Origin of the sequence: Salipiger pallidus (assembly GCF_014643635.1) — a bacterium.
In the GTDB taxonomy this organism is placed as follows: Bacteria; Pseudomonadota; Alphaproteobacteria; order Rhodobacterales; family Rhodobacteraceae; genus Salipiger; species Salipiger pallidus.
Genome location: NZ_BMJV01000001.1, coordinates 775,719 through 801,359 on the forward strand (window position 1 = coordinate 775,719; position 25,641 = coordinate 801,359).

Genomic DNA, 25,641 nt, shown 5'->3' on the forward strand with positions numbered 1-25,641 from the left:
CGACCACGAGACCGTGATCGACCCGGCCCAAGGGAGTTTAGGAACACATGTCAGAACGCTACCGGCGCCCCCTCCTAGTCATCGCTGCAGGCGGCACCGGCGGACACATGTTCCCAGCCCAGGCCCTGGCCGAGATCATGCTGCGGCGTGGCTGGCGCGTGAAGCTGTCCACCGACGCGCGTGGCGCGCGCTACACCGGGGGCTTCCCCCACACCACCGAGATCGAACAGGTCAGCAGCGCTACCTTCGCGCGCGGCGGCATTTTCGCCAAGATGGCAGCCCCCTTCCGCATCCTCGGCGGCGTGATCTCGAGCATGCTCGACTTTCGCCGCGACCGGCCCGACGTGGTGGTGGGCTTTGGCGGCTACCCGTCCATCCCCGCGATCGGGGCTGCGTGGATGATGAAGCTGCCGCGCATGATCCATGAACAGAATGGTGTACCGGGGCGGGTGAACGAGAAATTCGCAAGCAAGGTAGACATCTTCGCCTGCGGCACATGGCCTACCAAGCTGCCTGAAGGGATTGAGGGCATCCACGTGGGCAACCCGGTGCGCGGCGCGGTGCATGAACGGGCGGGTGCGGGCTACATCCCGCCCGGGGATTACCCCATGTCGGTGCTTGTCATCGGCGGCAGCCAAGGCGCGCGCATCCTGTCGGACATCGTGCCCCCCGCCATCGAACGCCTGCCCATGGAGCTGCTGCGCAACCTGCGCATCAGCCACCAGGCCCGCGACGAGGATGGCGAGCGGGTAGCGAAATACTACTACGAACACGGCATTGACGCCGACGTGCAGCCGTTCTTCCACGACATCCCGTCCCTCATGTCCGAGGCGCAACTGGTGATCTCGCGCTCAGGCGCGTCCAGCGTGGCGGACATCTCGGTCATCGGGCGGCCTTCGATCCTGATCCCCTACGCGGTGGCGGCGGGTGATCACCAGACGGTCAACGCGCAAGGGCTGGTGGATGCGGGTGCGGCGATCCGCATCCCCGAAATCAAGCTCAGCGTCGACAACATGGCCGAGGCCATCACCTCGGTCCTCACCCATCCGCAGGGCGCCGCGCAGATGTCCCGCGCCGCGCTCACGGTGGGCCGTCCAGATGCAGCGGAGCACCTTGCAGCGCTGGTCGAAGAACTTGCGGGCATGTCGCCCCCGACCGGCGAAGAACAATAGTCTTGCCCAAAAGGCAGGACAAAGCCGCAGATCGACATATCATCACGACCGAATACAACACCAAGAACGATGGGGACGGGCAAAGCATGAAAGATGGACTGGCAGCCGGGAAAGGCATGAAGATGGCGGCAACCAAACTTCCGGGCGACGTGGGCGCCATCCATTTCGTGGGCATCGGTGGCATCGGCATGTCGGGCATCGCCGAGGTTCTTCTCAACCATGGCTACACCGTGCAGGGCTCGGACCTGAAGCGGTCCAAGATCACCGACCGGCTCGAGGGCATGGGCGCCACGATCTTCGAGGGCCAGAGCGCCGACAACCTTGCCGACGCCGAGGTGGTGGTGATCTCGTCCGCGATCAAGCCGGGCAACCCCGAGCTCGACGAGGCGCGCCGCCGCGGCATGCCCGTGGTGCGCCGGGCCGAGATGCTGGCCGAGCTCATGCGCCTCAAGTCCAATGTCGCCGTCGGCGGCACCCATGGCAAGACCACCACGACCACCATGGTCGCGACGCTTCTGGACGCGGGCAAGCTGGACCCCACCGTCGTGAACGGCGGCATCATCCACGCATATGGCTCCAACGCGCGCGTCGGCCTTGGCGAATGGATGGTCGTCGAGGCCGACGAGAGCGACGGCACCTTCAACCGCCTGCCCGCCACCATCGCCATCGTCACCAACATCGACCCCGAGCACATGGAGCACTGGGGCAGCATCGAGGCGCTGCGCGACGGGTTCTACCAGTTCGTGTCGAACATCCCCTTCTACGGCCTCGCGGTCTGCTGCACCGACCACCCCGAGGTGCAGGCGCTGGTGGGCCGGGTCACCGACCGCCGCGTGATGACCTATGGCTTCAACGCGCAGGCCGACGTGCGCGCGGTGAACCTGACCTACAAGAAGGGCGTGGCGCATTTCGACATCGTCCTCCAGGCCGGAGGCGAGAAGATCGAAGGCTGCACCCTGCCCATGCCCGGCGATCACAACGTGTCGAACGCTCTGGCGGCGGTGGCGGTGTCGCTGCACCTCGGCATGAGCCATGACGAGATCCGCGGCGCGCTCACGGCCTTTGGCGGGGTCAACCGGCGCTTCACCCGCGTGGGCGAGGTGAACGGCGTGACCATCATCGACGATTACGGCCACCACCCGGTCGAGATCGCCGCCGTGCTCAAGGCTGCGCGGCAGGCCTCTGAGGGCCGGGTCATCGCGGTGCATCAGCCGCACAGGTATTCGCGCCTGTCGAGCCTTTTCGAGGATTTCTGCACCTGCTTCAACGAAGCCGACGTGGTCGCCATCGCCGAGGTCTACGGTGCGGGCGAGACACCCATCGAAGGCGCGTCGCGCGATGACCTCGTGGCAGGCCTCATCCGTCACGGCCACCGCCACGCACGGGCGATCACCTGCGAGGAAGACCTCGAACGCCTCGTGCGCGAACAGGCGCAGCCCGGCGACATGGTGGTCTGCCTCGGGGCGGGCACCATCTCGGCATGGGCGAACAATCTGCCCGAGCGGCTGAAGGACTGAGCCGCACGCCAAGATTTTTCAGTAAAAATCTTGGCCCCGCGTCGGCTGCAAGCGCCGCATGGCAGTTCCGGCCAGAGGGCCGGGGCTTGCGGGACGGCCCCGCGCAGGACACACTGACGACGCCTGTGTGGGGGCCAAGCCGAGGGGCAGATACATGACAGTTTCACTCTTTCTCGCCTGCGGCTGGGCGGTGGCGGCCAATCTCATGGCCATGCTGCCGTCGAAGGACAACCAATGGACCCGGGCCTATATCCTCATCGCCATCGGCATCCCGATCCTGGGCTATGTCACCTGGCAGAACGGCCCCTGGGTGGGCCTGGTGGTGATGATTGCCGGGATCAGCGTGCTGCGCTGGCCCGTGCGCTACCTGTTGCGCTGGGTACGCGCCCGGCTCTTCCGCAACCGCCCGAGCCGCGCGAATCGAACCGGCGCCTGACGCCCCCTCCCGCCACTCTCGTACCACAGGGCCCCAAGACGCCATGACCGACACGCTCTCTTCCGCTCTTCCCTCCGACCTGCCGCAGGTGCGCGGCCGACTCAGCGCCGCGCGTGCGCTGTCGGAGATCACCTGGCTGCGGGTGGGCGGCCCGGCCGACCTGTTCTTCCAGCCCGCCGACGTCGAAGATCTGCAGGACTTCCTGCGCGGACTGCCCGGAACCTACGATGTGTTCCCCATGGGTGTCGGGTCGAACCTCATCGTCCGGGACGGTGGCCTCAGGGCCGTGGTGATCCGCCTTGGGCGCGGCTTCAACGGAATCGAGACGGACGGCACCCGCGTCACCGCAGGGGCCGCCGCGCTTGATGCACACGTGGCACGCAAGGCGGCGCAGGCGGGGCTCGACCTGACCTTCCTGCGCACCATTCCCGGCTCCATCGGCGGGGCCGTGCGCATGAATGCGGGCTGCTACGGCACCTATACCGCCGACCATCTCGTGGAGATCCGCGCCGTCACACGCAGCGGCGATCTCGTGACCATCCCCAAGGCGGATCTTGGCATGGCCTACCGCCAGAGCGCCCTCACCGAGGGTCATGTCATCGTCGACGCCACCTTCGACGCGCCGCAGGGCGACGCAGACGCGCTGGCGCAGCGCATGGAAGACCAGCTGCGCCGCCGGGACGAGACCCAGCCCAGCAAGGACCGCACCGCCGGATCGACGTTCCGCAACCCTGCAGGCTTCAGCTCTACCGGGCGCGACGACGACACCCACGAGCTCAAGGCGTGGAAGGTCATTGACGACGCCGGAATGCGCGGCGCCACCATCGGCGGTGCGCAGATGAGCCCCAAGCACAGCAATTTCCTTGTGAACACCGGAAATGCAACGGCGGCGGAGCTTGAGGCGCTTGGCGAGGAAGTGCGAAAAAGGGTTTTTCAAAACAGCGGAATAGAGCTACACTGGGAAATCATGCGGGTCGGAGAACCTGCATCTTCCTGACGCCGTCCAGGCGCCGGGCCTTTGAGATCCGCAAGACATCGCAGGCAGCCTTGGACAGGCAGGTGGATTTTCGCGGACCTAACAGAATAAAGTGTGGCAAGACTTGATCTTGCACCTATAACAAGAAGCGGGGACAGGCCCCGTAATTTATAACAAGGGGCAAAAAGCCCCATTATTTCGAGGCAGTTTTGGGGATGTCGAGCAGGGCAAACCCGAAAGTGGTGGTATTGCTGGGCGGGCCGTCGGCGGAACGCGACGTGTCTCTCAGCTCGGGCAAAGAATGTGCCGCCGCTTTGAGGGCAGAAGGATTCACCGTAACCGAGGTCGATGCCGGCCCCGATCTGGCGCAGCAGCTTGCGCAGATCGCGCCGGATGTCGTGTTCAACGCCCTGCATGGGCGCTGGGGCGAAGACGGCTGTGTGCAGGGCCTGCTGGAATGGCTGGGCCTGCCCTACACCCACTCGGGCATTTTGTCCTCGGCGCTGGCCATGGACAAGGAACGCACCAAGCAGGTCTACCGCGAGGCGGGACTGCCGGTGGTCGAAAGCCACCTTGCCACCAAGGCCGAGATCGAGGCCGCCCACGTCATGGCGCCGCCTTACGTGGTCAAGCCCTACAACGAGGGCTCGTCCGTCGGCGTCTACCTGGTGACCGAAGGCGCCAACACACCACCGAAGCTGTCCCCCGAGATGCCTGAAACGCTCATGGTCGAGGCCTATGTGCCCGGGCGCGAACTGACCACATCGGTGATGGACGGACGCGCGCTCACAGTCACCGACATCATCACCTCGGGCTGGTACGATTACGACGCCAAGTATTCCGACGGTGGATCGCGGCACGTGTGCCCCGCCGAGCTGCCGCAAGAGATCTTTGACGCCTGCCTCGATTACGCCCTGCGCGCCCATGAGGCGCTTGGCTGCGCCGGCGTCAGCCGCACCGATTTCCGATGGGACGAAAGCCGCGGCCTTGCGGGCCTCGTGCTGCTCGAGACCAACACCCAGCCGGGCATGACGCCCACCTCGCTGGTGCCCGAACAGGCCATGGCCTGCGGCATGACCTTTGGCGCGCTCTGCCGCTGGATGGTCGAAGACGCGCTGGAGAGAGCATGACCATTTCCGAGACGCCATCGCAGGTTCACCGCGCCGATCCCGCCCCGTCCCGGCTGAAATACCGCATCGAGCGGCTCATGCTCACCCCGATCTTCCGCTTTGCCCTGCGCGTCGGCCTGCCGGCGGTGATCGTGGCCGGCGGTGCAGGCTGGTATTTCTCCTATGAATCCAACCGCGCCATGGTGTTCGACACTTACGCGAACATCCGCGACGAAATTCAATCACGTCCTGAGTTCATGGTCGGCCTGATGGCTATCGATGGCGCCAGCCCAACGGTCGCGGATGACATCCGCGAGGTGGCCGGCCTCGATTTCCCGATCAGTTCCTTCGATCTCGACCTCGACCTGTTGCGCGTGCAGCTGTCGCAGCTTGATGCCGTCAAGAAGGTGGACCTGCGGGTGCGCCAGGGCGGCGTGCTGCAGGTGGATGTCACCGAACGCGTGCCCGCAGTGCTGTGGCGCCTGGGCGACGCGATCGAGATGCTGGACCCCGAAGGCGTCCCCGTGGGGCCGGTGGCGGCGCGAGCCGACCGCCCTGCCCTGCCGGTGATCGCCGGGATCGGCGCACAGAAAAAAGTGTCAGAGGCCGTGTCCCTCGTGAAAGCCGCGGCGCCTCTTGCGGGGCGGCTGCGCGGGCTGGAACGCATCGGCGAACGGCGCTGGGACGTGGTCCTGGACCGGGGTCAGCGCATCATGCTGCCCGAGGAGGGCGCGGTGCGCGCGCTGGAGCGCGCCATCGCCATGGACGAGGCGGTGGACATGCTCGATCGCGACATTGCCGCGATCGACCTGCGGCTGTCCTGGCGCCCGACCCTGAGACTGACCGAGAAGGCGAGCGAAAACTACTGGCGGATCAAAGCGCTGGAGACCGGAGAGGCACAACGATGATCGAGCTCTATGAATCCCAGCGCACCATGCGTCACATGCGCAAGGCGGCGATGCAGCGCGGTGTGGTGGCGATCCTCGACGTGGGCAGTTCCAAGATCGCCTGCCTCGTGCTGCGTTTCGACGGCACAGAGAAGATGAGCGACGACGGCATCGGCTCATTGGCCGGGCAGTCCGGCTTCCGGGTGATCGGCGCCGCCACCACCCGCTCGCGCGGGGTACGCTTTGGCGAGATCGCGGCCATGGGCGAGACCGAGCGCGCCATCCGCACCGCCGTGCAGGCCGCCCAGAAGATGGCGGGCATCCGGGTCGACCACGTCATCGTCGGCTTCTCCGGCGCCGAGCCGCGCAGCTACGGCCTTGCCGGCAAGGTCGAGATCGAGGGCACCATGGTGTCCGAACAGGACGTGGCGCGCGTCCTCTCCGCCTGTGATGTGCCCGATTTCGGCGCGGGCCGGGAGGTGCTGCATGCGCAGCCGGTGAACTTCGCGCTCGACCACCGCTCCGGGCTGAACGACCCGCGCGGCCAGATCGGGCAGGAGCTGGCCACGGACATGCACATGCTGACCGTCAATGCGCAGGCGATCCAGAACATCGCCCATTGCGTCAAGCGCTGCGATCTGGAACTCGCAGGCCTTGCATCGTCCTCCTACGTGAGCGGGATTTCCGCGCTGGTCGAGGACGAGCAGGAGCTGGGCGCCGCCTGCATCGACATGGGGGGCGGCACCACGGGCGTGTCGATCTTCATGAAAAAGCACATGATCTACGCCGACACCGTGCCCATGGGCGGCAACCATGTCACCGGCGACATCTCCATGGGTCTGTCGATCCCCATGGCCATGGCCGAGCGGATCAAGACCTTCTATGGCGGGGTTCACGCCACTGGCATGGACGACCGCGAGATGATCGAGATCGCGGGCGATACCGGCGACTGGCACCATGACCGCCGCCAGGTGAGCCGAGCCGAGCTGATCGGCATCATGCGCCCCCGCGTCGAGGAGATCCTCGAGGAGGTGCGCGCCTGCCTCGATGCTGCCGGGTTCGACCACATGCCCAGCCAGCAGATCGTTCTGACCGGCGCGGCCAGCCAGATCCCCGGCCTTGACGGGCTGGCAAGCCGCATCCTCGGCTCGCAAGTGCGCCTGGGGCGGCCCATGCGGGTGCATGGCCTGCCGCAGGCAGCGACCGGCCCGGGCTTTGCCAGTGCGGTGGGCATGTGCCTTTTCGCGGCCCATCCGCAGGACGAATGGTGGGATTTCGAGATCCCGGTCGACAAGTACCCGGCCCGCTCGCTCAAGCGCGCGGTGAAATGGTTCCGCGACAACTGGTAAGCGCATCGCCTGGTGATGGGCGTGGAGGGGGGCTCTGCCCCCCGTCCCTGCGGGCCTCCCCCCGGGATATTTGGGGCCAAAGGAAACGGGCCCTTGTTTCGGGGCGCGGTTCGTGGTCCTGAGCAGGCATGTTTGTTGAGACCCTGATCCTTGGCGCCGGCGCGGCTGGCATGATGTGTGCTGCCCATGCCGGGCCCGGCACGCTGGTGGTGGATCACGCGAAGGCACCGGGTGAGAAGATCCGGATTTCCGGTGGTGGACGCTGCAATTTCACCAACATGGGCGTGGAGCCGGGCTGTTTCCTGTCGGAGAATCCGCATTTCTGCAAATCGGCGCTGGCGCGGTACACCCAGTGGGATTTCCTCGACCTCGTACAGCGGCATGGCATTGCCTGGCACGAGAAGACGCTGGGGCAACTGTTCTGCGACGGCAAGGCCACACAAATCGTCGCCATGCTGATGCGCGAGATGCAGGACGCCGGTGTGGAACTTTGGCTGCAAACCGCCGTGCTGTCGGTCGAGCATGGGCCGGATGGGTTCACTGTGCGACTGGAGCGCGAGGGGCGCGAGGTCGTCGTGCGCGCGCGGCGGCTGGTGCTGGCGACCGGTGGGCGGTCTATTCCCAAGATGGGGGCGACGGGCCTGGCCTACGACATCTCCCGGCAATTCGGCCTCGAGCTGGTGACGCCGCGGCCCGGACTGGTGCCCTTCACCTTTCCCGAAGGCCGATTTGCCGAGCTTGCCGGCCTTGCGCTGCCGGTACGGGCGGGCAATGGGCTTGCGGGCTTTGACGAAGCGATGCTGTTCACCCATCGCGGCCTGTCAGGGCCTGCGGTGCTGCAGATCTCGAGCTACTGGCACGAGGGCGAGGCGGTTCAGGTGGATCTCGCACCCGGGCAGGATCTTGGAGCGGTGCTGCGCGCCGCCCGCAGTACGCGGGGGCGGCAGGCACCTGCCACGGCCTTGGCGCAGGTGCTGCCGCAGAAGCTGGTGGCGCACCTTGCCGGGGCCCTGAAGCTGGACGGTAACGTGGCCGACCTGAGCGATGCGCGCATCGATGCCATAGCGGCAGCGCTGCATCGCTGGGAGCTGGTTCCTCAGGGGACCGAAGGGTACCGCACCGCCGAGGTGACGCTTGGGGGAATCTCCACCGCCGCGCTGTCTTCCAAGACCATGGAGGCGGCAGCGGTCCCCGGGCTTTATGCCATTGGCGAGGCAGTGGACGTGACCGGCTGGCTGGGTGGGTACAATTTCCAGTGGGCGTGGTCCTCGGGCGCGGCTTGCGGGCGTGCCATACGTGCGGCAGTGGACGCTGCCTGACGCCGGAGTGACTTGTTTTCGAGGGCGCTCCGTTACATATTCGTCATCCAGCTGTCATGGAGACGAAACACGTGGCCTTCGCAGACACCCCTTCCCTGCACCCTGCCAACTGGCTTCGGGATATCGAGGCACAGGTGCCGCGCAAGGCGGTGCGCGATTTCTGGAACCGGCTGCGCTACGGTGCCGAGGCGCCTCTTTCGGACGAGCGGATCTTCGTCGATCCCTGCGCGGTGACCGTTTCCTACGATGGCCCCGCGGCCGGCCGCCTGCTGCGGCGTCATCACAGCGGCATGGTCCTTGGCGGCGAGTGGGACAGCTACCGACAGCCCTTCGCGCAGAACATCAAGTGCCGCAGCGCGTGGATGCACTACGTCGACGGCCTCCCGTGGGCGGAAACGCCCCTGTTCGACAGGATGCTGCGCCACGTGGCCGAGGGGCGCCGCCCGGACGGATGCAACAGCTACGAGGACGTGGTCCAACGCTACGAGACCCTTGACCGGATCTTCGAGGAAACCGACCGGCGGCGCCGCCTTCTGACCCAGGCGGAGCTTCCCGGCTTCCTGCGCCGCGAGCACGGCGGCATTCTCGTGCACATCGACCGGAACGGAGCGCCCCTGCGGGCAGGTGGCGGCATGCATCGGCTCGCCATCGCACAGATCCTCAAGCTGCAGGACATCCCCGCGCAGCTGGGCGTGGTCCACCCGGAAGCGCTCTACAAGGGGGTGTTTGCAACATTGCGCCAGCCTCTGGCGCGCGATGCGGGCCTGAACGGCTAGAGGCCCAGGGTCTCGCGCACCCTCGCGGCGAAATCGTCGCCGCGCTTCTCGAAGTTGTCATACTGGTCGAAGCTCGCCGCCGCGGGGGCAAGCAGAACGACCTCGCCCTCCTGCGCTTCCTTTGCGGCGTGGGCGACGGCGGTGGCCATGTCGGTGCAGACCTCGGCCTCAACCCCCGACAGCCCTAAGGCAAAGCCTGCGGCCTCACGCCCGATGACATAGGCTTTCGTGACGTTGCCAAGCCCGGCTTGCAGGCCTCCGAGCCCGCCCTCCTTGACTAGGCCGCCGCAGATCCAACGGATGCGCGGGAAGGCCTGCAATGCCTTGAGAGCCGCGTCCACATTGGTAGCCTTGCTGTCGTTGACGTAGCGCACGCCGCCCGCCTCCGCGACGATCTGGCTGCGGTGCGGCAGTCCGCTGAAGCTGTGCAGCGCGCGTTCGACCACCCGCGGCGCCACGCCAAGGGCGCGCACGGCCGCATAGGCGGCACAGGCGTTCTGGTGATTGTGCGCTCCGGGCAGGCCGCGCACGTCGCGCAGGTCGATGGAGGCCACCTGTCGTCCCTTGCGGTACTCGCTGAGAAAGCCCTTGCGGGCAAAGACGTTCCAGCCCGGCCCATCAAGCTTTCTGCCGGATGAGATGCGGATCACCCGGTCATCGGTCGGCCCCTCGGACAACTGATTGGCAAGGTAGCGCCCCTCTGGCTCGTCCTGGCCAACGATGCAGCGGTCAGGGCCACCTTCGGCAAACAGACGCCGCTTGGCGGCAAAATAGCCGCCCATGCCACCATGCCGGTCAAGGTGATCCGGCGACAGGTTGGTGAACACACCGACATCAGGGGTCAGCGAACGGGCCAGATCGGTCTGGTAGGAGGACAGCTCCAGCACCACGACGCCGCCGTCCACGGGCGGGTCGATATCAAGCACACCGCGCCCGATGTTGCCTGCCAGCTGGCTCTCGCGGCCATCCTCCTGAAGGATGTGATGGATCAGCGCGGACGTGGTTGATTTGCCGTTGGAACCGGTCACCGCAATGACCCGCGGCGGCTGATCGAACATATCCCACCCACCCCCGGCCGACAGGGAGCGGAAGAACAGGCCAATATCATTGTCCACCGGAACGCCAGCATCCCAAGCGGCGGCAATGACGGGGTTTGGCTCGGGATAGAGGTGTGGAATGCCGGGCGAGACCACCAGCCAGTCAACGCCCTCGAAACCACTTTGGCGGGCGAAATTGCGGATATCGAACCCCTCCGCCTCGGCCGTCTCGCGGGCCGCGGGGTTGTCATCCCAGCACAACACCTGCGCTTCGCCCTCGCGCAGGGCGCGCGCGGCAGACAGCCCCGAGCGACCGAGCCCGAGAACCCCGACGCAACGTCCCTCGAAACCAGTCACCGGAATCATCGCAATCTCCCCTGAGTTTTCCAAGCGCTAGCCCAGCGGGACGGGAATATCCATAGCAACGGCGTCTCGACTGATGCCAGGATATAAGGGAGCGCTGCCCCTCGGCCTACGGCCTTCCCCCGGGATATTCGCAGCACGAGGAAACAGAACGCCACGCAAGGCAGGCCCGGCTTCCTCTTGCCGGAAATATCTCCGCCACAGGCAGCCCTACCCGTGACGAACCAAAAACGCCCGGGCAGCGCGTCAGGCAGCCACGGGCGAGGAGCCCCGAAGGGCGATTTGACCTGTTGCGGCCCAAGGCCGCGCCGCTGGATCAGCGCAGCTTAAGGGTCGCGAGACCGATGAGGGCGAGGATGAGCGAGATAATCCAGAATCGGATGACGATCTGAGGCTCGGCCCAGCCCTTCTTTTCATAATGGTGATGGATCGGTGCCATCAGGAAGACCCGCTTGCCGGTGCGCTTGAAGTAGATCACCTGAATGATGACCGACAGAGCCTCGACCACGAAAAGGCCGCCGACGATGGCCAGAACGATCTCGTGCTTGGTGGCCACGGCGATGGCTCCGAGGGCACCACCGAGAGCGAGAGAGCCGGTGTCGCCCATGAAGACAGCCGCCGGCGGCGCATTGTACCACAGGAAGCCGAGGCCGCCCCCGATGAGCGCGGCGGTGAAGATCAGGATCTCGCCGGTGCCGGGGACATAGTGGACCTCGAGGTAGTCGGTGAAGTCGACCCGCCCCACGGCGTAGGCGATCACGCCAAGCGTGCCGCCCGCGATCATCACCGGCATGATCGCCAGACCATCAAGCCCGTCCGTGAGATTCACCGCATTCGCCGCTCCCACGATGACGATCATCGAGAACGGGATGAACAGGATACCAAGGTCCAGAAGCGCATTCTTGAACACCGGGAAAGCCAGCATCCCCGTCAGCTCGGCCGGGTGCCACCATGCCGCCCATGCCCCTGCGATCGCGGCGATGAGAAAGCCCAGCAGAAGCCGCATCTTGCCCGACACGCCATCGGTGTTCTGCTTGGCCACCTTGGCGTAATCGTCGGCAAAGCCGATGGCGGCATAGCCCATGGTCACGAAGAGCACCATCCAGATGAACGGGTTGTCCAGCCGCGCCCAGAGCAGCGTCGACGTCAGCAGCGCACCCACGATCAGCAGGCCGCCCATGGTGGGGGTGCCGGCTTTCATGAAGTGCCCTTCGGGGCCGTCATCGCGGATCGGCTGTCCCTTGCCCTGCCGCTTGCGCAGCACGTCGATCAGGGGCCGCCCGAACAGGAAGCCAAAGATCAGCGCCGTGAAGAAGGCAGCGCCCGCCCGGAAGGTGATGTAGCGAAACAGGTTGAACAGATCGCCACCGTCGCTGAAGCTGGTGAGCCAGTATAGCATCGCGCCTTTTTCCCTTTCAGCCGTTGCCGCCGGCGGGCAATACGCCCTTTCGCCGGATCGCGTCAACCACGCGCCCCAGCCCCATCGACAGTGACCCCTTGACCAGCACCACGTCACCCGCGTCGAGATCCTGCCTCACGCGGCCTGCCATGGCGTCGCTGTCTTCAGCCCAGTGGCCGCGCTTGTCTTCGGGCAGCGCGCGCCACAGCTCGCGCATGAGCGGGCCGATGCAATGCACCACGTCGATGCCCTCCATCGCGGGCAGATCGGCGATCGCCCGGTGCAGGGCCTTTTCGGATTTGCCCAGCTCCTTCATGTCGCCGACATAGGCAATCCGCCGCCCCTGCTGCTTGCGACCGAGGTTGTCCTGAGGCCGCGCCCCTGCCAGTACCTCGAGCGAGGCAGCCAGTGAGGCCGGATTCGCGTTGTAGGCATCGTCGATCAGCTCGAGCGTCAGGTCGGTTTCCACGGGGTCGAGCAGGATGACCTCGCGCAGGCCCCTGCCCGCTCCGGCCTGCCACTGCCCCAGCGCGGTCACCGCCAGCGCCCGGTCGAGATCGAGCGCATGGGCCACGGCCAGCACGCCAAGCCCGTTGACCGCGAAATGCCGCCCCGGCACCGCCACCTTGAAGAGCAGCGGCGAGCGCCAGGCGCGCCCCTGCGCCACCGTGCAGGCATCGCCCACGGTGACCTCCGTCAGGCGGTGGTGATTGCCCGGTGCCTCGCCGAAATCAAGCACCCGGTCCGCATGGGCAATGGCCGCCTCGCGCAGGATCGGCGTCACCGGCAGATCGCCGTTGATGACTGCGGTGCCGCCCTCTTCCAGCCCCTCGAAAATCGACGCCTTCTCGGCGGCGATGCCTTCGATATTCTCGAAGGCGGCAAGGTGTGCGGGCGCGACGATTGTCACCATGGCCACGTGCGGGCGGGCCATACGGGCCAGCGGCGCGATTTCGCCGGGGTGGTTCATGCCGATTTCGATCACCGCGAAATCAGCGTCCTTCGGCATCCGCGCCAGCGTCAGCGGCACACCCCAGTGGTTGTTGTAGCTCTTCTCGGCGGCATGGACCGTGCCTTGCGCGCCCAGAACGCAGCGCAGCATCTCTTTGGTTGAGGTCTTGCCTACCGATCCGGTGACCGCGACCACGCGCCCTTCGAAGCGCGCCCGCGCGGCGCGCCCCAGCGCCTCGAGCGCCACCTGCACGTCGTCCACCAGCAGAAGGCGGTCTTCATCGACGCCCTCGGGGATGCGCGACACGAGGGCTGCGGCGGCGCCTTTCTCAAGCGCCTGCGCGACGAAATCATGGCCGTCGCGGGCCGCCTTGAGTGCCACGAAGAGATCGCCCGGCGCGATGCTACGCGTATCGATGGAAACGCCGCTGACCTGCCACTGGGCGGTCACCTGCCCGCCCGTGGCCTCGGCCGCGTCTCTTGCCGTCCAGAGCGTCACGAGCCCCTCCCGTCCAGCGCGGCAACCGCCACGCTTGCATGTTCCACGTCATCAAAGGGATAGACCGTGTCGCCCACGATCTGCCCGGTCTCGTGCCCCTTGCCGCAGATCAGCAGCGCATCCCCCGGCCCGAGCAGGTCGACGCCCCGGAGGATCGCCTCGGCGCGGTCTGCCACCTCGATGGCGTCCGGGCAGCCGGCCATGACCTGCGCACGGATGGCGGCGGGATCCTCGGAGCGGGGGTTGTCGTCGGTGACGATGACCGCGTCCGCCTTGGCCGCTGCCGCCTCCCCCATCAGGGGGCGTTTGGCGGTGTCGCGGTCGCCACCCGCGCCGATGATGGCAATGAGCCGGCCCATGACATGGGGGCGCAGCGCGTCGATGGCGGTGGAGACCGCATCGGGGGTGTGGGCGTAATCCACGTAGACCGCCGCGCCACTGTCACGAGTGGCGGCAAGCTGCATGCGCCCGCGCACGGTTTCCAGCCGGGGCAGCACGGCAAAGACCTGTTCGGCCTCGGCGCCGCAGGCGATCACGAGGCCAGCGGCCAGCAGAGCATTGCAACCTTGGAAGCCGCCGATCAGCGGCAGGCGCAGCTGCTCCACGACGCCATGCCACGAGATCCGCAATTCCTGCCCGGTGGCGTCGAAGCGGGCGCCCAGAAGGCGCAGGTCCGCGCCCTCCAGCTCACCAACCGTCAGCACCTCCTGCCCGCGCGCCTTGGCCATGGACAGCATGTCGATGCCGCGCGCGTCGTCGATGTTGATGACGGCGGTGCCGTCCTCGGGCAGGACGCGGGCGAAAAGCCCGGCCTTGGCGGCGAAATATTCCTCGAAATCCGCGTGGTAATCGAGGTGATCCTGCGTGAAATTGGTGAACCCCGCCGCCTGCAGTTGCACGCCGTCGAGGCGCCTCTGGTCAAGCCCGTGGCTCGACGCTTCCATGGCGGCGTGGGTGATGCCGGCGGACGCAGCCTCGGCCAGCGCCTTGTGCAGGGTGATGGGATCGGGCGTGGTGTGGCGCAGCGGCGCCTGCCAGTCGCCCTCGACGCCGGTAGTGCCGACATTGATGGCGCGGTGGCCAAGCTCCTGCCAGATCATCCGCACGAAGCTGGCGACACTGGTCTTGCCGTTGGTGCCGGTGACGCCGACCATGACCTCGGGCTGGGCGCCGAAGAACAGCGCGCAGGCATAGGCCAGCGCGGCGCGCGGATCGGCGGCGATGACCACCGCCACCACTGTCTCGGCCAGCGCATCAGCGGCGATGCGCGCCCCCTCGGCATCGGTCAGCACCGCCGTGGCGCCCTGCGCCAGCGCGGTGTCCATAAAGGTGGCGCCGTGCACCTTTGTGCCCGGCATCGCTGCGAACAGGTGCCCCGGCATCACCGCGCGGCTGTCCACCGAGACGCCCGAAACGCGCGCCTCGCGCCCGCCCCGTGCTGTCAGCCCCAGCTCGGAAAGCGTCTTTTCCCCGCTCATGGCTGCCCTTTCATCGTTCCAAAAAACAAACATCCGGCGCTGGCCAGAGGACACAGCGCCGGACCCGTGCCCCGTCAGAGGCAATGCCCGCGATCAGTCCGAAACCAGCGTGATCTGTGCAAGTTCTTTCACATCGTACTCCGGGCGCAAGCCCAGAAGCGGCGCGATCCTGCCGATGATCTCGGCAGCCACCGGCACGGCGGTCCAGCCGGCGGTGCGGCGCGGCCGAGAGCCCGATGTTTCCACCGGCTCGTCCAGCGTGACGATCTGAACGTAGCGCGGATTGTCGGCGGGGAACATGGAAGCAAACGTCGTGATCGTCTTGTCCTTGTAATAGCCGCCCCCGCGCTCCTTGGGCTTGTCCGCGGTGCCGGTCTTGCCGCCGATCTTGTATCCGGGCACGTCGCCGAAGCTCGCGGTGCCCTCGCTCACCACCTCGCGCAGCATCTGGCGGGCGTTGGCGGCGACCTCTTCGGACAGCACCCGTTCGCCGTAGGTGACGGCCTTGCTCTTGATCAGGGTGGGATGGACGATGTGGCCGCCGTTGGCGATGGCCGCGTAGCCCGCCGCAAGGTGCAGCGGAGACGAGCTCAGCCCGTGGCCGTAGGAGATGGTGACCGTCGACAGGTCGGTCCAGCGCGATGGCAGCAGCGGCTGGCCGCCCGGGGCCTCGACCATCTCGACCGGGACCGGCTTGAAGAAGCCCATGCGGTCGAGGAAGTCCTTCTGCCGGTCGATGCCGATGGCCAGAGCCAGCTTGCCGGTCCCCCGGTTCGAGCTTTTCTGGATGATCTCGGACACCGTTATCTCACCGTAGTTGTGGCCTTCGAATTCGCCGATGCGGTGGCCGCCGACTTTGAAGGGCGGACGGGTGTCGATGATCGTGTCGGGCCGCACGAGGCCCAGCTCCATCGCCTGTGCCGCGGCAAAGATCTTGAAGGTGGACCCAAGCTCGTAGACGCCCTGCACCGCACGGTTGAACAGCGGGCTGTCAGAGGGCATGCCCTCGGTCGGCGGGCGGGGCCGGTCATTGGGGTCGAAGTCGGGCAGCGAAGCCATGGCGATGATCTCGCCGGTGTGCACATCCATGAGCACCGACGCTGCGCCGCGCGCGTTCATCAGTTTCATGCCCGCATCAAGCACACGCTCGGTCGCGGCCTGCACCGACAGGTCGATCGACAGCTCCAGCGGCGCACCTTCGCGGGCCGGATCCCGCAGCTCTTCGTCGAAGAACTTCTCAATGCCCGCGGTGCCGATGACTTCGGCGGAATCAACGCCTTCGCGGCCAAAGCTCGACCCGCCGAGGATGTGCGAGGCGATCGCGCCATTGGGATAAAGCCGCATCTCGCGCGGGCCGAACAGAAGGCCGGGATCGCCGATGTCATGCACGGCCTGCATCTGCTCGGGGCTGATCTTCTTCTTGACCCAGAGGAACTTGCGCTTGCCGTCGGTGAAATCCTTGACCATCCGCTCCTCATCAAGATCGGGGAAGATGGCCTTGAGCTCCTTTGCGGCGCGCAGCGGTTCGATCATCTGCTGCGGATGCGCGTAAAGCGAATGGGTTTCCATGTTGGTGGCCAGCACCCGGCCGCGCCGGTCGGTGATGTCCGCCCGGCTCGCGATGATCGACGCACCGGTGGCACGGGCGCGCGGCTCGGTCGGTTCCGACGCGGCCAGAAGGCCCATGCGTCCACCAATGGTGACGAAGGCGCACAGGAACAGCACCCCCATGACCAAAAGACGGCTTTCAGCGCGCAGCCGCGCCTTGTCGCGCATCTGCTCGTGGCGGATGCGCAGGTTCTCGCGCTCGATGGCGTCGGGATTCTGCCCCCGGTCACGGGCGGGCAGGATGCGGGCAAGCGGGCGAAGGGGAATACGGTTCATGGCACGAGCCCATCACTTGCGGCGGCGCCGGCGCTGCTGACGTCGATGGCATCACTCACCACCAGCGGGTCCAGTACCGGGAAGGCCACCTGGTCCACCTGGCCGAACTGCTCTGGCCGCATGGACAGCAGCTCGAGGCGGGAAAAGTTGATTTCAGCCAGCTCGCGCAGCCGGTCGGGGCGGTTGAGATAGGCCCATTCCGCCTTCAGGATCGACAGTCGCGCCCGCGCGTCAGCGATGTCGCGGTGCAGGTCCTCAACATGGTCGAGCGCCGCCTGCGTGTCGTAGTTTTCGCGGTAGGCCCAGAAAGCCAATCCGATCATGCCAAGGAAACTGGTAACGTATAGCAGTGTCCGCATCACTTTTTCCCCTTGAGTTGCGGCATGTTGAGCGTGTCGGCCCCAACCTCGCCCGAAGCCACGTCGGTGCGTCGCCCGATGCGCAGCCGCGCCGAGCGCGCCCGCGGGTTGGCCTTGAGTTCGTCTTCATCCGGGCCCACGGCCTTGCGGGTGACTGTGACGAACTGCGCTTCCTGTTCCGGTGCCACGGGCGCATGGCGGCTGACGGTGCCAAGTCGGCCCGAGCGTGCCTGCAAAAAGCGTTTGACCATGCGATCCTCGACCGAATGGAAGGTAACGACGCAGAGCCAACCGCCGGGCTTCAGCGCCCGCTCGGCGGCCATCAGGCCACGCCATAGCGCGCCGTATTCGTCGTTGACCGCGATGCGCAGCGCCTGGAAACTACGGGTCGCCGGGTGGCTCTGGCCGGGCTTGGGCCGCGGCAGGCAGGCCTCGACAATCTGCGACAAGCGGGCGGTGGTCTCGATCGGCTCGCGGTCGCGCTCGCGCACGATGGCCTTGGCAATGCGGCGCGAGGCGCGCTCTTCACCGTATGTATAGAGAACATCCGCCAGCGTCGTCTCATCGAGCCGCTTCACCAGTTCGGCGGCGGACTCGCCCGACTGCTCCATGCGCATATCGAGCGGGCCGTCCTTCTGGAATGAGAACCCGCGCTCGGCGATATCGAGCTGCATTGAGCTGACCCCGAGGTCGAGCACGACGCCCTCCACCCCGGTGGCGAACTCGTCCATGTCCGCGAAATTGCCAAGCTTCAGCTCGAGCTTGCCGCCGTAGTCCTTGATCCAGTCCTCCGCCATGCGGTGGGCCAACGGATCGCGGTCGATGCCGATGACACGCTCGGCGCCGCCCTCGAGCAGGCCGCGCGAATAGCCCCCTGCCCCGAAGGTGCCGTCGATCCAGGTGCCCGAGAGGGGTGCGACCGCGTCCAGCAATGGCCTCAGGAGGACCGGAACATGGGGTGCGCCGTCAGCTTTTCCTGCGCCCGTCGCCATGTCAGATCTCCTCGTCTTCGTCGTCTTCATCAAGCAGCATCAGCGGATCGTCCACGTCGAATTCCTCGAGGTCCGCCTCCACTGCGAGCACGTCCGCCTCGTAGGCGGCGGGCTGCCAGATCTGGAAGGTGGTGACGTTGCCGGTGAACTGCGCCTCGCCGTTCAGGCCGATCTTCTCGCGCAGCTTGGCGGGAAGCACGATGCGACCCGTCTCGTCCACGGAGGTTGTGATGGAGAGGGTCGAGAACAGCCGCTCGAGAATGCGCCGCTTGTTCGAGCCGCGCTTCATCTTGCTGATGCGCTCTTCGACGGCCTCGATTTCCTCGATGGTGTAGCATTCGAGATAGGTCTGGCGCTGGTCGCCGTAGACAATCACGAAATTGGGGTTGAGACCATCGACCCAGTCGGGATCCCCCGCTTCGAGCACACGGCGAAAAGAGGCTGGAATGGAGACCCTGCCCTTCGTGTCGACCTTGTGCCGACTTTCGCCTCTGAACCTCAGCCTGCGGGTCACTGCCCTACTTTCATGCCCCCTGAAACGAAATGCGGCGGGTTGATCTGCTGCCACTGATCAACCCGCCGCCTTGCCCGCTTAGCGGGTGGTCCGACTGCGCGCGCCACCTGGGGGGATGTCTGCTCGCTCGCGCGCCGGATTCTGTTGTTACAGTGAAGAGCGGTGCCTGTATGAACCTGCTCAAGTTATTATGTGTTCTGGATTTTTGCGGGGCCTTGGTGACCCTCTGATCCGTCCCTCACTGTGGTTAAAGGTATGTCACGGGAATTCATGGGTCGCAACGGGTTTTTACGGCAGCCACTACCAAATTTTGTCCACAGGGCATGTGGAAAACAACATGTAGAGCGTCTGGCCTGAAGTTTTCACGGATATGTGGTAAGCGGGAACCTGCCGGCGCCTATATCTAGTAACGCTGTCGTGAGGATGTCACACCCACGATTTCCCAACTTTTTTGTTCTTGCATGGAACCTTGTTTTCAGGCGCCTCGGAATTCATCAGATTCGTTGACAGTTTTCCGGAGAATCGCCGCGAATCCGTCCTAAAGGTGCTTTCACTGATCTGCTTCAGGTTGAAACACGGATCTCCGACCATGAATTCCCATGCCGCCCATGAAATCCCATCCTATGGCGACCCATGAGCGTCTCTGTAGCCTCTGTGTAGCCTCACGCTCAAAACTTCAGTGAATTACACTCAAAACTTCAGCAACGCAGTTTTGGCTGGGTGGGCTTAAACAGACGTTCAACACCCCCTTCAAGTGCCACCAGGACCACGTTGTGGTCCGAGGTTATAGAAAAGCCCGCGCGAGGCGGGCGATGGTCAGCGGTAGCGGAACAGCGAGACCGCCAGCCACATGGCGATGCGTCGGGCTGGCGGCACCCCGTCGGCTTGTAGGGCATCGTGGAACACAGCCCCCGCGGCCACCCTGCCCCAGCCCTCGACCAACAGGTAATCGTGCAGGCAGGACGCCTTGCGATACCGGGTGTCGAGGGGATCAGCGGCCCAGCAGAGCCAGCGCGGCACCGAGCAGTCGAAGACGAAGCCGGTGGGAACGATGACCCAGAGGTCCGAACCCTTAACGCCCAGCTCCCAGCGGACGGGCGCGATGGCCTCGAAGGCAATGCCGCCGACCGGCCTGTGCCAGCCGGTCAGCTCTGTGTAGGCGCTCATGCAGGCCAGTGCGCGTCGTCGGTGTAATCGGCGGGGATGTCGCCGCTATCCACCAGCGCCCAGCTCGCAGCCATGACCGCCTCAACCCATGCCATGCCCGCGGTCGCCGCTTCGATCATCTCAGTCGGACTCAAGGAGTGGATGGTATTGACCGCATCGCGGAACGTCAGGGGCGAGGTGTCTTCAGCGGTGATCCGCATGTTTGCGAGCTGCAAAAGCGCGGTGATGGTGGCCTGATCCTGCGGCCTGCCCTGCATTGGCAAGGGGCCGAAGGACAGGTTGAACGTGGTGCCCGCCGCAAGGCGGCGCTCACGCTCAGCGAAGAGACCGGCCTTGCGCGATGCCTGCTCGGCGGCCGCCTTGTCCTCGGCAGTGATGATCTGGCTCATATCGATGTTGCTCATGCCGGGAGCTCCTCGGTGTTGTAGGGCGGCAGCTCAACCGGGCCGTCAGGCACCTCGACCAGCGGCTCGGGGAAGCAGGTTTCTTCGGGGGCATTGCTGCCGTGCGGCAGGATCACCGGCACGGTCAGCACGCCAGCCTCGTCGCGGGTCACGTCGCCTGCGATCCAGTCGCAGTTGATCGCGGCGCGGGGCAATGTCGCACCGGCGGGGACATCGGTGAAATCGAACGCCTCGCCGTTGGTGGTCAGGGTGTCGCCGCTCTTGAACAGCTCAAGCTGCGTGTCGAGACGAACGGGGGAGTAGATGATATTCATGTGGTTGCTCCTTTAGGCCCAACGGCCCACGGCCTGCACAAAGCAATTCGACGTGTCACCGGATTGGAAGCTTGCGCCGCCGGGCACCGTCTCAACGACGACGCTGGCGGTTGTATTCGTGATGGACCCAAAGGTCATCGCGCCGACATCCCTCGATGCTGGCGTCACGCCTGCATTCATTGAACTGCGGTTCATGTTGCCCGTCAGAGCCGGCGTTCCGACAAAGGGCGCCGGGAACGTCCAGGCCAGCGCCAGCACTCCGTTAGAGTAGGTCAGGAACGGCTTGGCGGTGCAGGTCTGCGTCCCGTCAATCAAGCGGGTGTAGCTCCCGTTGGCGTTGGTTCCGCTCTCGACCAAAGAGCCGGTCGGCACCCCGCTAGCCATACTGACGGGACCGACAGCGGACCCTTGATGGAACATCTCGAACCAGCGCTTGTAAGAGCCGCCAAACGCGGAGCGGAAGAACATGCGGCTTGCGTTGTCCTTGAAGGCCAGTTGGGCTGCTTGCTCAGCGGCTCCGCCGAAACGCCGAAGTTGCAGCCCAAATCCGGCACTCCCCGGCACGGGCAACGTGCCAGCCGCAGCGTTCGTGAACTGGAAGAACTCGACAGGAATATCCTGAGCGTCCAGGTCCGACACGAACGGCACGTTGTTGACTGCGCCAGGGCCGAAGTCCCCCACCTTCGTGACCCGCCCGGGCGTGATGTCGTCGTTGCTCTGCGTGACTGCGGTGCCGATCAGCGGCGCGTCGAGCTGCAGCCCGGCGCTCGACAGGCGCGCCCTGCGGATGGCGTTCGTGACAAAGTCCAGAACGTCGCCACCGGGCAGGTTCACCCCGGTGTTGCCGTCCGACGCACCACGAACAGACGGCTGCGCATTCGTTCCCACCGGGAAGCGCCCGGCCAGCGTGCCCTCGTTGTGGCTGCGCATCTCCGAGATTGCCGAAAAGAGCGCATTGCTGGCCTCATCTAGAAGACCCTCGATCGGAAGGATCTGGTAAACCGCCCCCGTCTGGGTCGATCCCTGATAGGCCCGCGTAAGCGTGATCTGCGTGTTGCTGACCACTGCCGCGATCTCATAGAGCCGGTTATCCGGCAGGTAGACCGCCTGCCCAAGTTGAGCGTTCGCCACCCATGCGGTGCCAACGCCGGTCACTGTCGTTTGCCCATTGCTGACGGACACAGTGCCGTCGCTATACCATGTCGGCATGTTCTTACCTCTTGATCTGTTGTGCGAAGAAATCGACCCGGCAGATACGCATGCGCGGACTGCCCGGCTGGAGCCGCGCCCGGAGGCGATACCGCCGCTGTTCGGTGGCGCTGCGGGTGTCTGCCGTGGCGTGCGTGAATGGGCTCATCTGCCCATCAGCAGCCTTGCCGGGGATGATCCCGGTCGCCGAGAAGCGGATGCCCTCCCACGCGCTCCACGATGCCTGTTCGTTGGCACGGTATTGCATCTCGAAGGCCACCAGTCCCCATGCCTCACTGAGAGGGGCATCGATGTTGCAGCTGGCCTCAAGTCGCACGCGCGACCCCGCCTCGACATCCAGCGGGTCCAGCGTGACGATCGTCGTGTAGTCGGTGCTGGTCACGAGGACGAAATCCGCGTCGTTCGTCGAGACGTAGGGTTGAGCAAACTCGTGAGACAGCGACGACACGGCGCCGGGGATGATCTGACGACCACCGACGAATAGCCGATCCGTAATGATCTCTTCCGCAAAGAGCTGGTCGACCACGGCGGTGTTGATCTGGGCAATGCCGGTGATCTGAACGTAATCCGGCGCAAGTCGAGCCGTGGTCACTGGACCGCTAACACCGTCTGTGACGCTCACCATTTCGAAGACGTTCTGACCGTTCAGACGGAAGACATACCCTGCGGAGATCCCATTAACGCCAGCCTGAGCGAAAGCGGTGGCCGCTGCCATCGCCGTCAGATTGCCGTAGCTGGCCGAGATCTGCTGGTTGACTGCGGCAACGGCCCCGGCAGCGGTGACGCGCGTTGCGGCGACGTTGGAGATCCACGCGTTGTTATCCGCTACAGCCGCCGAAACGATGTCATACTGCGTCGAGAGAGCGTGTACCTCGCCGTCGATGCGTTCGACCTGCGTACCGAGTGTGGACGTGACCTGCGCATTCCCGGCAATCTCGCCATTCGCTTCGATTATGTCGGTCTCAAGCTCGGTGGTGCGCTGCGCCAGAACCACCAAGTTGTTGCCCTGCGCCTCTGCCTGCGTTTCCAATCCGTCGATAGCTGACGCATTAGCGTTTGCCGCGTCCTGAGCGGCTTCGACGCCGTTCTGCAGGGCAACAATCGACTGCCCCTGCGAGCTAACTGCTCCCTCTACATTGCTCACACGGGTGTTTGTCTGCGTGATCGCGGTGCCGTTGGCAGACACCCCGGTCTCGGCATCGGACAGCCGCGCACCGACTTGCGACAGGTCGGCGGAAACAACCTCGAGCCCATCCTCGGTCTGCGTCATCCGGGTGGTCAGGCCGCCAATAGCTTCACCCTGCGCCTCAGTCTCGCCCTCGATGTTCTCTGTGCGGACCTCAAGGTCACTGACATCCTGCGCGACCAGCGCAAGCCCCTCCTCCGTCTGCGTCTGCTGGGCCGACAGGCCGGAGATCGCCTCAACGTTGGTGGCGATGCCCGCCTGCGCGTCTGTGTAACCAGTCTCCAGCGCGGTGGTGCGATGCGCCACAGAGGTCAAGCCGGTCTCATTCTGCGTGATCTGTCCGCTCAGTTCCTCAGTGGCTGTGGCGACGGTCTGCCCAAGGGCGGCCTCGGCCTGTGTGATCTGCTGAGACAGCGCCTCATCGGCGGCGGCGCGGGCGGACTGCTCGGCATTGATCGCCGCCTGTGCGTCACCGAGACCCGCCGATAGCTGGCTGGCCTGCTGAGACAGCGCCTCGTCGGCCGCGGCGCGGACGGTTTGCTCAGCATTGATCGCCGCCTGCGCGTCACCGAGACCCGCCGATAGCTGGCTGGCCTGCTGCGCCAGAGCCTCATCCGCCGAGGCGCGGGCGATCTGCTCAGCATTGATCGCCGCCTGCGCATCGCCGAGATCTGCCGTCAGTTGGTCGGCCTGCTGCGCCAGAGCCTCGTCAGCCGTGGTCCGAGCAGTTCTCTCCGACACGATGCTGGCCTGGGCCTGCCCGAGAGCAGCCCCAAGCACCTCGCGCGCGATGGCTTCAGCCAGGAGGCCCTCTTCGACCCAAGTCCTCACCTCTTCCAGAGAGACGGCCACCGCATCGCGGGCGTTCTCCTCTGCGGTAAATGCGTTCCACATGTCCACGATGCTGCGCGCGGTGTCCGCGCGCTGTTCGCCCCGAAGCTCACGGACGGACGACACGATCAGCGTGCGGCTCGCGGCCTCTGCGGTGAGACCCTCCTCGTTTCGCGCAACGCGGCCCGTCAGCTCGTTAACCGCGTCTGCGGTGCCCTCGGCCTGACCCGAGACGCTGGCAAGGCCAGTGCTGACCTGCGTGATGGACTCACCAAGCGCCTCATCCTCGGCGGCACGGACACGCCGCTCGTCGCGGATCTGCGCGTTTGAGGTGTCCACTGCAGCGCGCAGTTCGGTCACGTCCGAGGCAATGGCCCGGTCCTGCTCGTCGATATACGCGTGCTGTTCCGAGCGCGCCTGCGCCTCGGACACGCGGATAGCTTCCTCCGCCTCGTAGCGCCCCCACATATCGGCGATGGACCGCGCGGTCAGCTGGTCCACGTCCCGAGCGATGATGCGAGACGCCTCAACCGATTGCGTGATGGTGGCCGCATCCGGCAGGGCCTCTATTACCTGCTCGGCGGCGGCGAGGCGCGCGGTGGCGTCATTGAAGTCCGTGTTGGTGACGCGGTCGGCAATCTGCCCCTGCAGGCTGTCGAGCGTGCTGGTGACGCTCGTCATGGTGACGAGGCCGCCATCGACGGTCAGGGCCGAAGCGTGCTGCTCGAGAGTGCCGTTGACCCCATCGAGGGTGATCTCGACCTTCCGCACATCTGCGATCAGATCATCAAGGTAGTGAAGCTGCGACGGGTCCGTGATAGCCCGGAACACCTCCTGATCAACGTAGGCCTGGGTCGCCGACAGCTCGAGTTTTGCCGTGGCCGCGTCAAGGGTGACACGCACATCAGAAACCTGATCCTGCAGATACTCGAAGGCCTCGATCTTCACCGTGCCGTCCTCGGGATCGACATAGATCCCGGCGCCGGTCAGGCGCTGATCGATGGACCACTGCAGGTCCGCAAGCGCCATCATGCGCTGCATCAGATCGCGCCCGGTCTGCTCGACAGACCGGATGCGCGGCAGGGTGTCGGTGAGGCGCTGCTCTTCGGCCTCAATGCGCGTGGACAGCGGCACCGGCGCGGTGAGCGGGCCGATAGAGCGCTCGATGGCCTCCGCCAAGGGCAAGCCTCCGAAGTCTCCGAAGGCCCCAAAGGTGCTCTGCACCCTGGCAATCAGCTCCGCCACGGTTCCTGTGGCATCCTCGATCGCCACGTCGTGCCGGTCGAATGCCTGGTCGGCGACCTCCCTGACCTCGTCCAGCCTCTCGGCAATCAGCTCGACATCCTCAGCTCTGCCTGCGCCGCTGAGGATCTCCGAGATCACGCCAGTCCCTGCAATCTGGGTTGCGAGATCGAGGACCCTGACCACCCCCGTGGAGCCGTCCCGGATAACGAGCAGCGTGTCCGCGGCGGCGAGATCGGGAAGCTCGGTTGTTCTGATGCCCTCCATGATC

The 25,641-nt window shown here is 65.7% G+C and carries 22 protein-coding genes; 9 read left to right on the top strand and 13 right to left on the bottom strand.

The genetic code is table 11. The features are described 5' to 3' along the window. Positions 1–47 precede the first annotated feature (47 nt). The 9 genes from IEX41_RS03820 to IEX41_RS03860 all read left to right on the top strand — a co-directional run bounded on the left by IEX41_RS03820 (position 48) and on the right by IEX41_RS03860 (position 9,541). Positions 48–1,172, top strand: coding sequence for a UDP-N-acetylglucosamine--N-acetylmuramyl-(pentapeptide) pyrophosphoryl-undecaprenol N-acetylglucosamine transferase (locus IEX41_RS03820; RefSeq protein ID WP_188788875.1), 1,125 nt, complete (start codon positions 48–50; stop codon positions 1,170–1,172). 116 nt (positions 1,173–1,288) lie between these two features. Then, on the top strand, positions 1,289–2,689 hold the full coding sequence (gene murC, locus IEX41_RS03825; protein WP_188789245.1) for a UDP-N-acetylmuramate--L-alanine ligase: 1,401 nt from the start codon (positions 1,289–1,291) through the stop codon (positions 2,687–2,689). A gap of 154 nt (positions 2,690–2,843) precedes the next feature. Then, on the top strand, positions 2,844–3,125 hold the full coding sequence (locus IEX41_RS03830; RefSeq protein WP_188788876.1) for a DUF2484 family protein: 282 nt from the start codon (positions 2,844–2,846) through the stop codon (positions 3,123–3,125). 43 nt (positions 3,126–3,168) lie between these two features. Next, positions 3,169–4,122, top strand: coding sequence for a UDP-N-acetylmuramate dehydrogenase (gene murB / locus IEX41_RS03835; protein ID WP_188788877.1), 954 nt, complete (start codon positions 3,169–3,171; stop codon positions 4,120–4,122). A 194-nt stretch (positions 4,123–4,316) separates the two neighbouring features. Beyond that, a complete protein-coding gene (locus IEX41_RS03840; protein WP_188788878.1) occupies positions 4,317–5,231 on the top strand; it encodes a D-alanine--D-alanine ligase in 915 nt (304 codons plus the stop codon). Further along, the gene (locus tag IEX41_RS03845) at positions 5,228–6,118 is read left to right on the top strand and encodes a cell division protein FtsQ/DivIB (RefSeq protein ID WP_188788879.1); all 891 of its coding nucleotides are present in this window, start codon (positions 5,228–5,230) and stop codon (positions 6,116–6,118) included. Before IEX41_RS03840 ends, IEX41_RS03845 begins: the two co-directional genes overlap by 4 nt. Beyond that, positions 6,115–7,446: a cell division protein FtsA gene (gene ftsA / locus IEX41_RS03850; RefSeq protein ID WP_188788880.1), complete on the top strand. Its 1,332-nt coding sequence runs from the start codon at positions 6,115–6,117 to the stop codon at positions 7,444–7,446. Before IEX41_RS03845 ends, ftsA begins: the two co-directional genes overlap by 4 nt. 128 nt (positions 7,447–7,574) lie before the next feature. Next, positions 7,575–8,765 (top strand): BaiN/RdsA family NAD(P)/FAD-dependent oxidoreductase, encoded by a 1,191-nt coding sequence (locus IEX41_RS03855; protein WP_188788881.1) that lies wholly within the window; start codon positions 7,575–7,577, stop codon positions 8,763–8,765. A 71-nt stretch (positions 8,766–8,836) separates the two neighbouring features. Continuing rightward, a complete protein-coding gene (locus IEX41_RS03860) occupies positions 8,837–9,541 on the top strand; it encodes a hypothetical protein (protein ID WP_188788882.1) in 705 nt (234 codons plus the stop codon). Here IEX41_RS03860 and murD read toward each other — a convergent pair. The 13 genes from murD to IEX41_RS03925 all read right to left on the bottom strand — a co-directional run bounded on the left by murD (position 9,538) and on the right by IEX41_RS03925 (position 25,637). Then, positions 9,538–10,944: a UDP-N-acetylmuramoyl-L-alanine--D-glutamate ligase gene (gene murD, locus IEX41_RS03865; protein WP_188788883.1), complete on the bottom strand. Its 1,407-nt coding sequence runs from the start codon at positions 10,942–10,944 to the stop codon at positions 9,538–9,540. The genes IEX41_RS03860 and murD overlap by 4 nt on opposite strands. A 313-nt stretch (positions 10,945–11,257) precedes the next feature. Further along, the gene (gene mraY / locus IEX41_RS03870) at positions 11,258–12,340 is read right to left on the bottom strand and encodes a phospho-N-acetylmuramoyl-pentapeptide-transferase (protein ID WP_188788884.1); all 1,083 of its coding nucleotides are present in this window, start codon (positions 12,338–12,340) and stop codon (positions 11,258–11,260) included. A 16-nt stretch (positions 12,341–12,356) separates the two neighbouring features. Further along, positions 12,357–13,790 (bottom strand): UDP-N-acetylmuramoyl-tripeptide--D-alanyl-D-alanine ligase, encoded by a 1,434-nt coding sequence (locus tag IEX41_RS03875; protein WP_188788885.1) that lies wholly within the window; start codon positions 13,788–13,790, stop codon positions 12,357–12,359. Next, positions 13,787–15,268, bottom strand: coding sequence for a UDP-N-acetylmuramoyl-L-alanyl-D-glutamate--2,6-diaminopimelate ligase (locus IEX41_RS03880; RefSeq protein ID WP_188788886.1), 1,482 nt, complete (start codon positions 15,266–15,268; stop codon positions 13,787–13,789). Before IEX41_RS03880 ends, IEX41_RS03875 begins: the two co-directional genes overlap by 4 nt. A 93-nt stretch (positions 15,269–15,361) precedes the next feature. Further along, complete coding sequence (locus tag IEX41_RS03885; protein WP_188788887.1) at positions 15,362–17,152, bottom strand: peptidoglycan D,D-transpeptidase FtsI family protein; 1,791 nt, start codon at positions 17,150–17,152, stop codon at positions 15,362–15,364. Continuing rightward, a complete protein-coding gene (ftsL, locus tag IEX41_RS03890) occupies positions 17,149–17,511 on the bottom strand; it encodes a cell division protein FtsL (RefSeq protein ID WP_188788888.1) in 363 nt (120 codons plus the stop codon). The genes IEX41_RS03885 and ftsL overlap by 4 nt, the downstream gene beginning before the upstream one ends. After that, positions 17,511–18,503, bottom strand: coding sequence for a 16S rRNA (cytosine(1402)-N(4))-methyltransferase RsmH (rsmH, locus tag IEX41_RS03895; RefSeq protein WP_188788889.1), 993 nt, complete (start codon positions 18,501–18,503; stop codon positions 17,511–17,513). Before rsmH ends, ftsL begins: the two co-directional genes overlap by 1 nt. Position 18,504: 1 nt before the next feature. Continuing rightward, a complete protein-coding gene (gene mraZ, locus IEX41_RS03900) occupies positions 18,505–19,017 on the bottom strand; it encodes a division/cell wall cluster transcriptional repressor MraZ (RefSeq protein WP_188788890.1) in 513 nt (170 codons plus the stop codon). Positions 19,018–19,833: 816 nt separating this feature from the next. After that, positions 19,834–20,184, bottom strand: coding sequence for a DUF1353 domain-containing protein (locus tag IEX41_RS03905; RefSeq protein ID WP_188788891.1), 351 nt, complete (start codon positions 20,182–20,184; stop codon positions 19,834–19,836). Continuing rightward, a complete protein-coding gene (locus tag IEX41_RS03910) occupies positions 20,181–20,588 on the bottom strand; it encodes a DUF4376 domain-containing protein (RefSeq protein WP_188788892.1) in 408 nt (135 codons plus the stop codon). The genes IEX41_RS03905 and IEX41_RS03910 overlap by 4 nt, the downstream gene beginning before the upstream one ends. After that, on the bottom strand, positions 20,585–20,902 hold the full coding sequence (locus tag IEX41_RS03915; RefSeq protein ID WP_188788893.1) for a hypothetical protein: 318 nt from the start codon (positions 20,900–20,902) through the stop codon (positions 20,585–20,587). Before IEX41_RS03915 ends, IEX41_RS03910 begins: the two co-directional genes overlap by 4 nt. Positions 20,903–20,914: 12 nt before the next feature. After that, positions 20,915–22,111, bottom strand: coding sequence for a hypothetical protein (locus IEX41_RS03920; RefSeq protein WP_188788894.1), 1,197 nt, complete (start codon positions 22,109–22,111; stop codon positions 20,915–20,917). Positions 22,112–22,115: 4 nt separating this feature from the next. Further along, complete coding sequence (locus tag IEX41_RS03925; RefSeq protein WP_188788895.1) at positions 22,116–25,637, bottom strand: coiled-coil domain-containing protein; 3,522 nt, start codon at positions 25,635–25,637, stop codon at positions 22,116–22,118. Between the last annotated feature and the right edge of the window lie 4 nt (positions 25,638–25,641).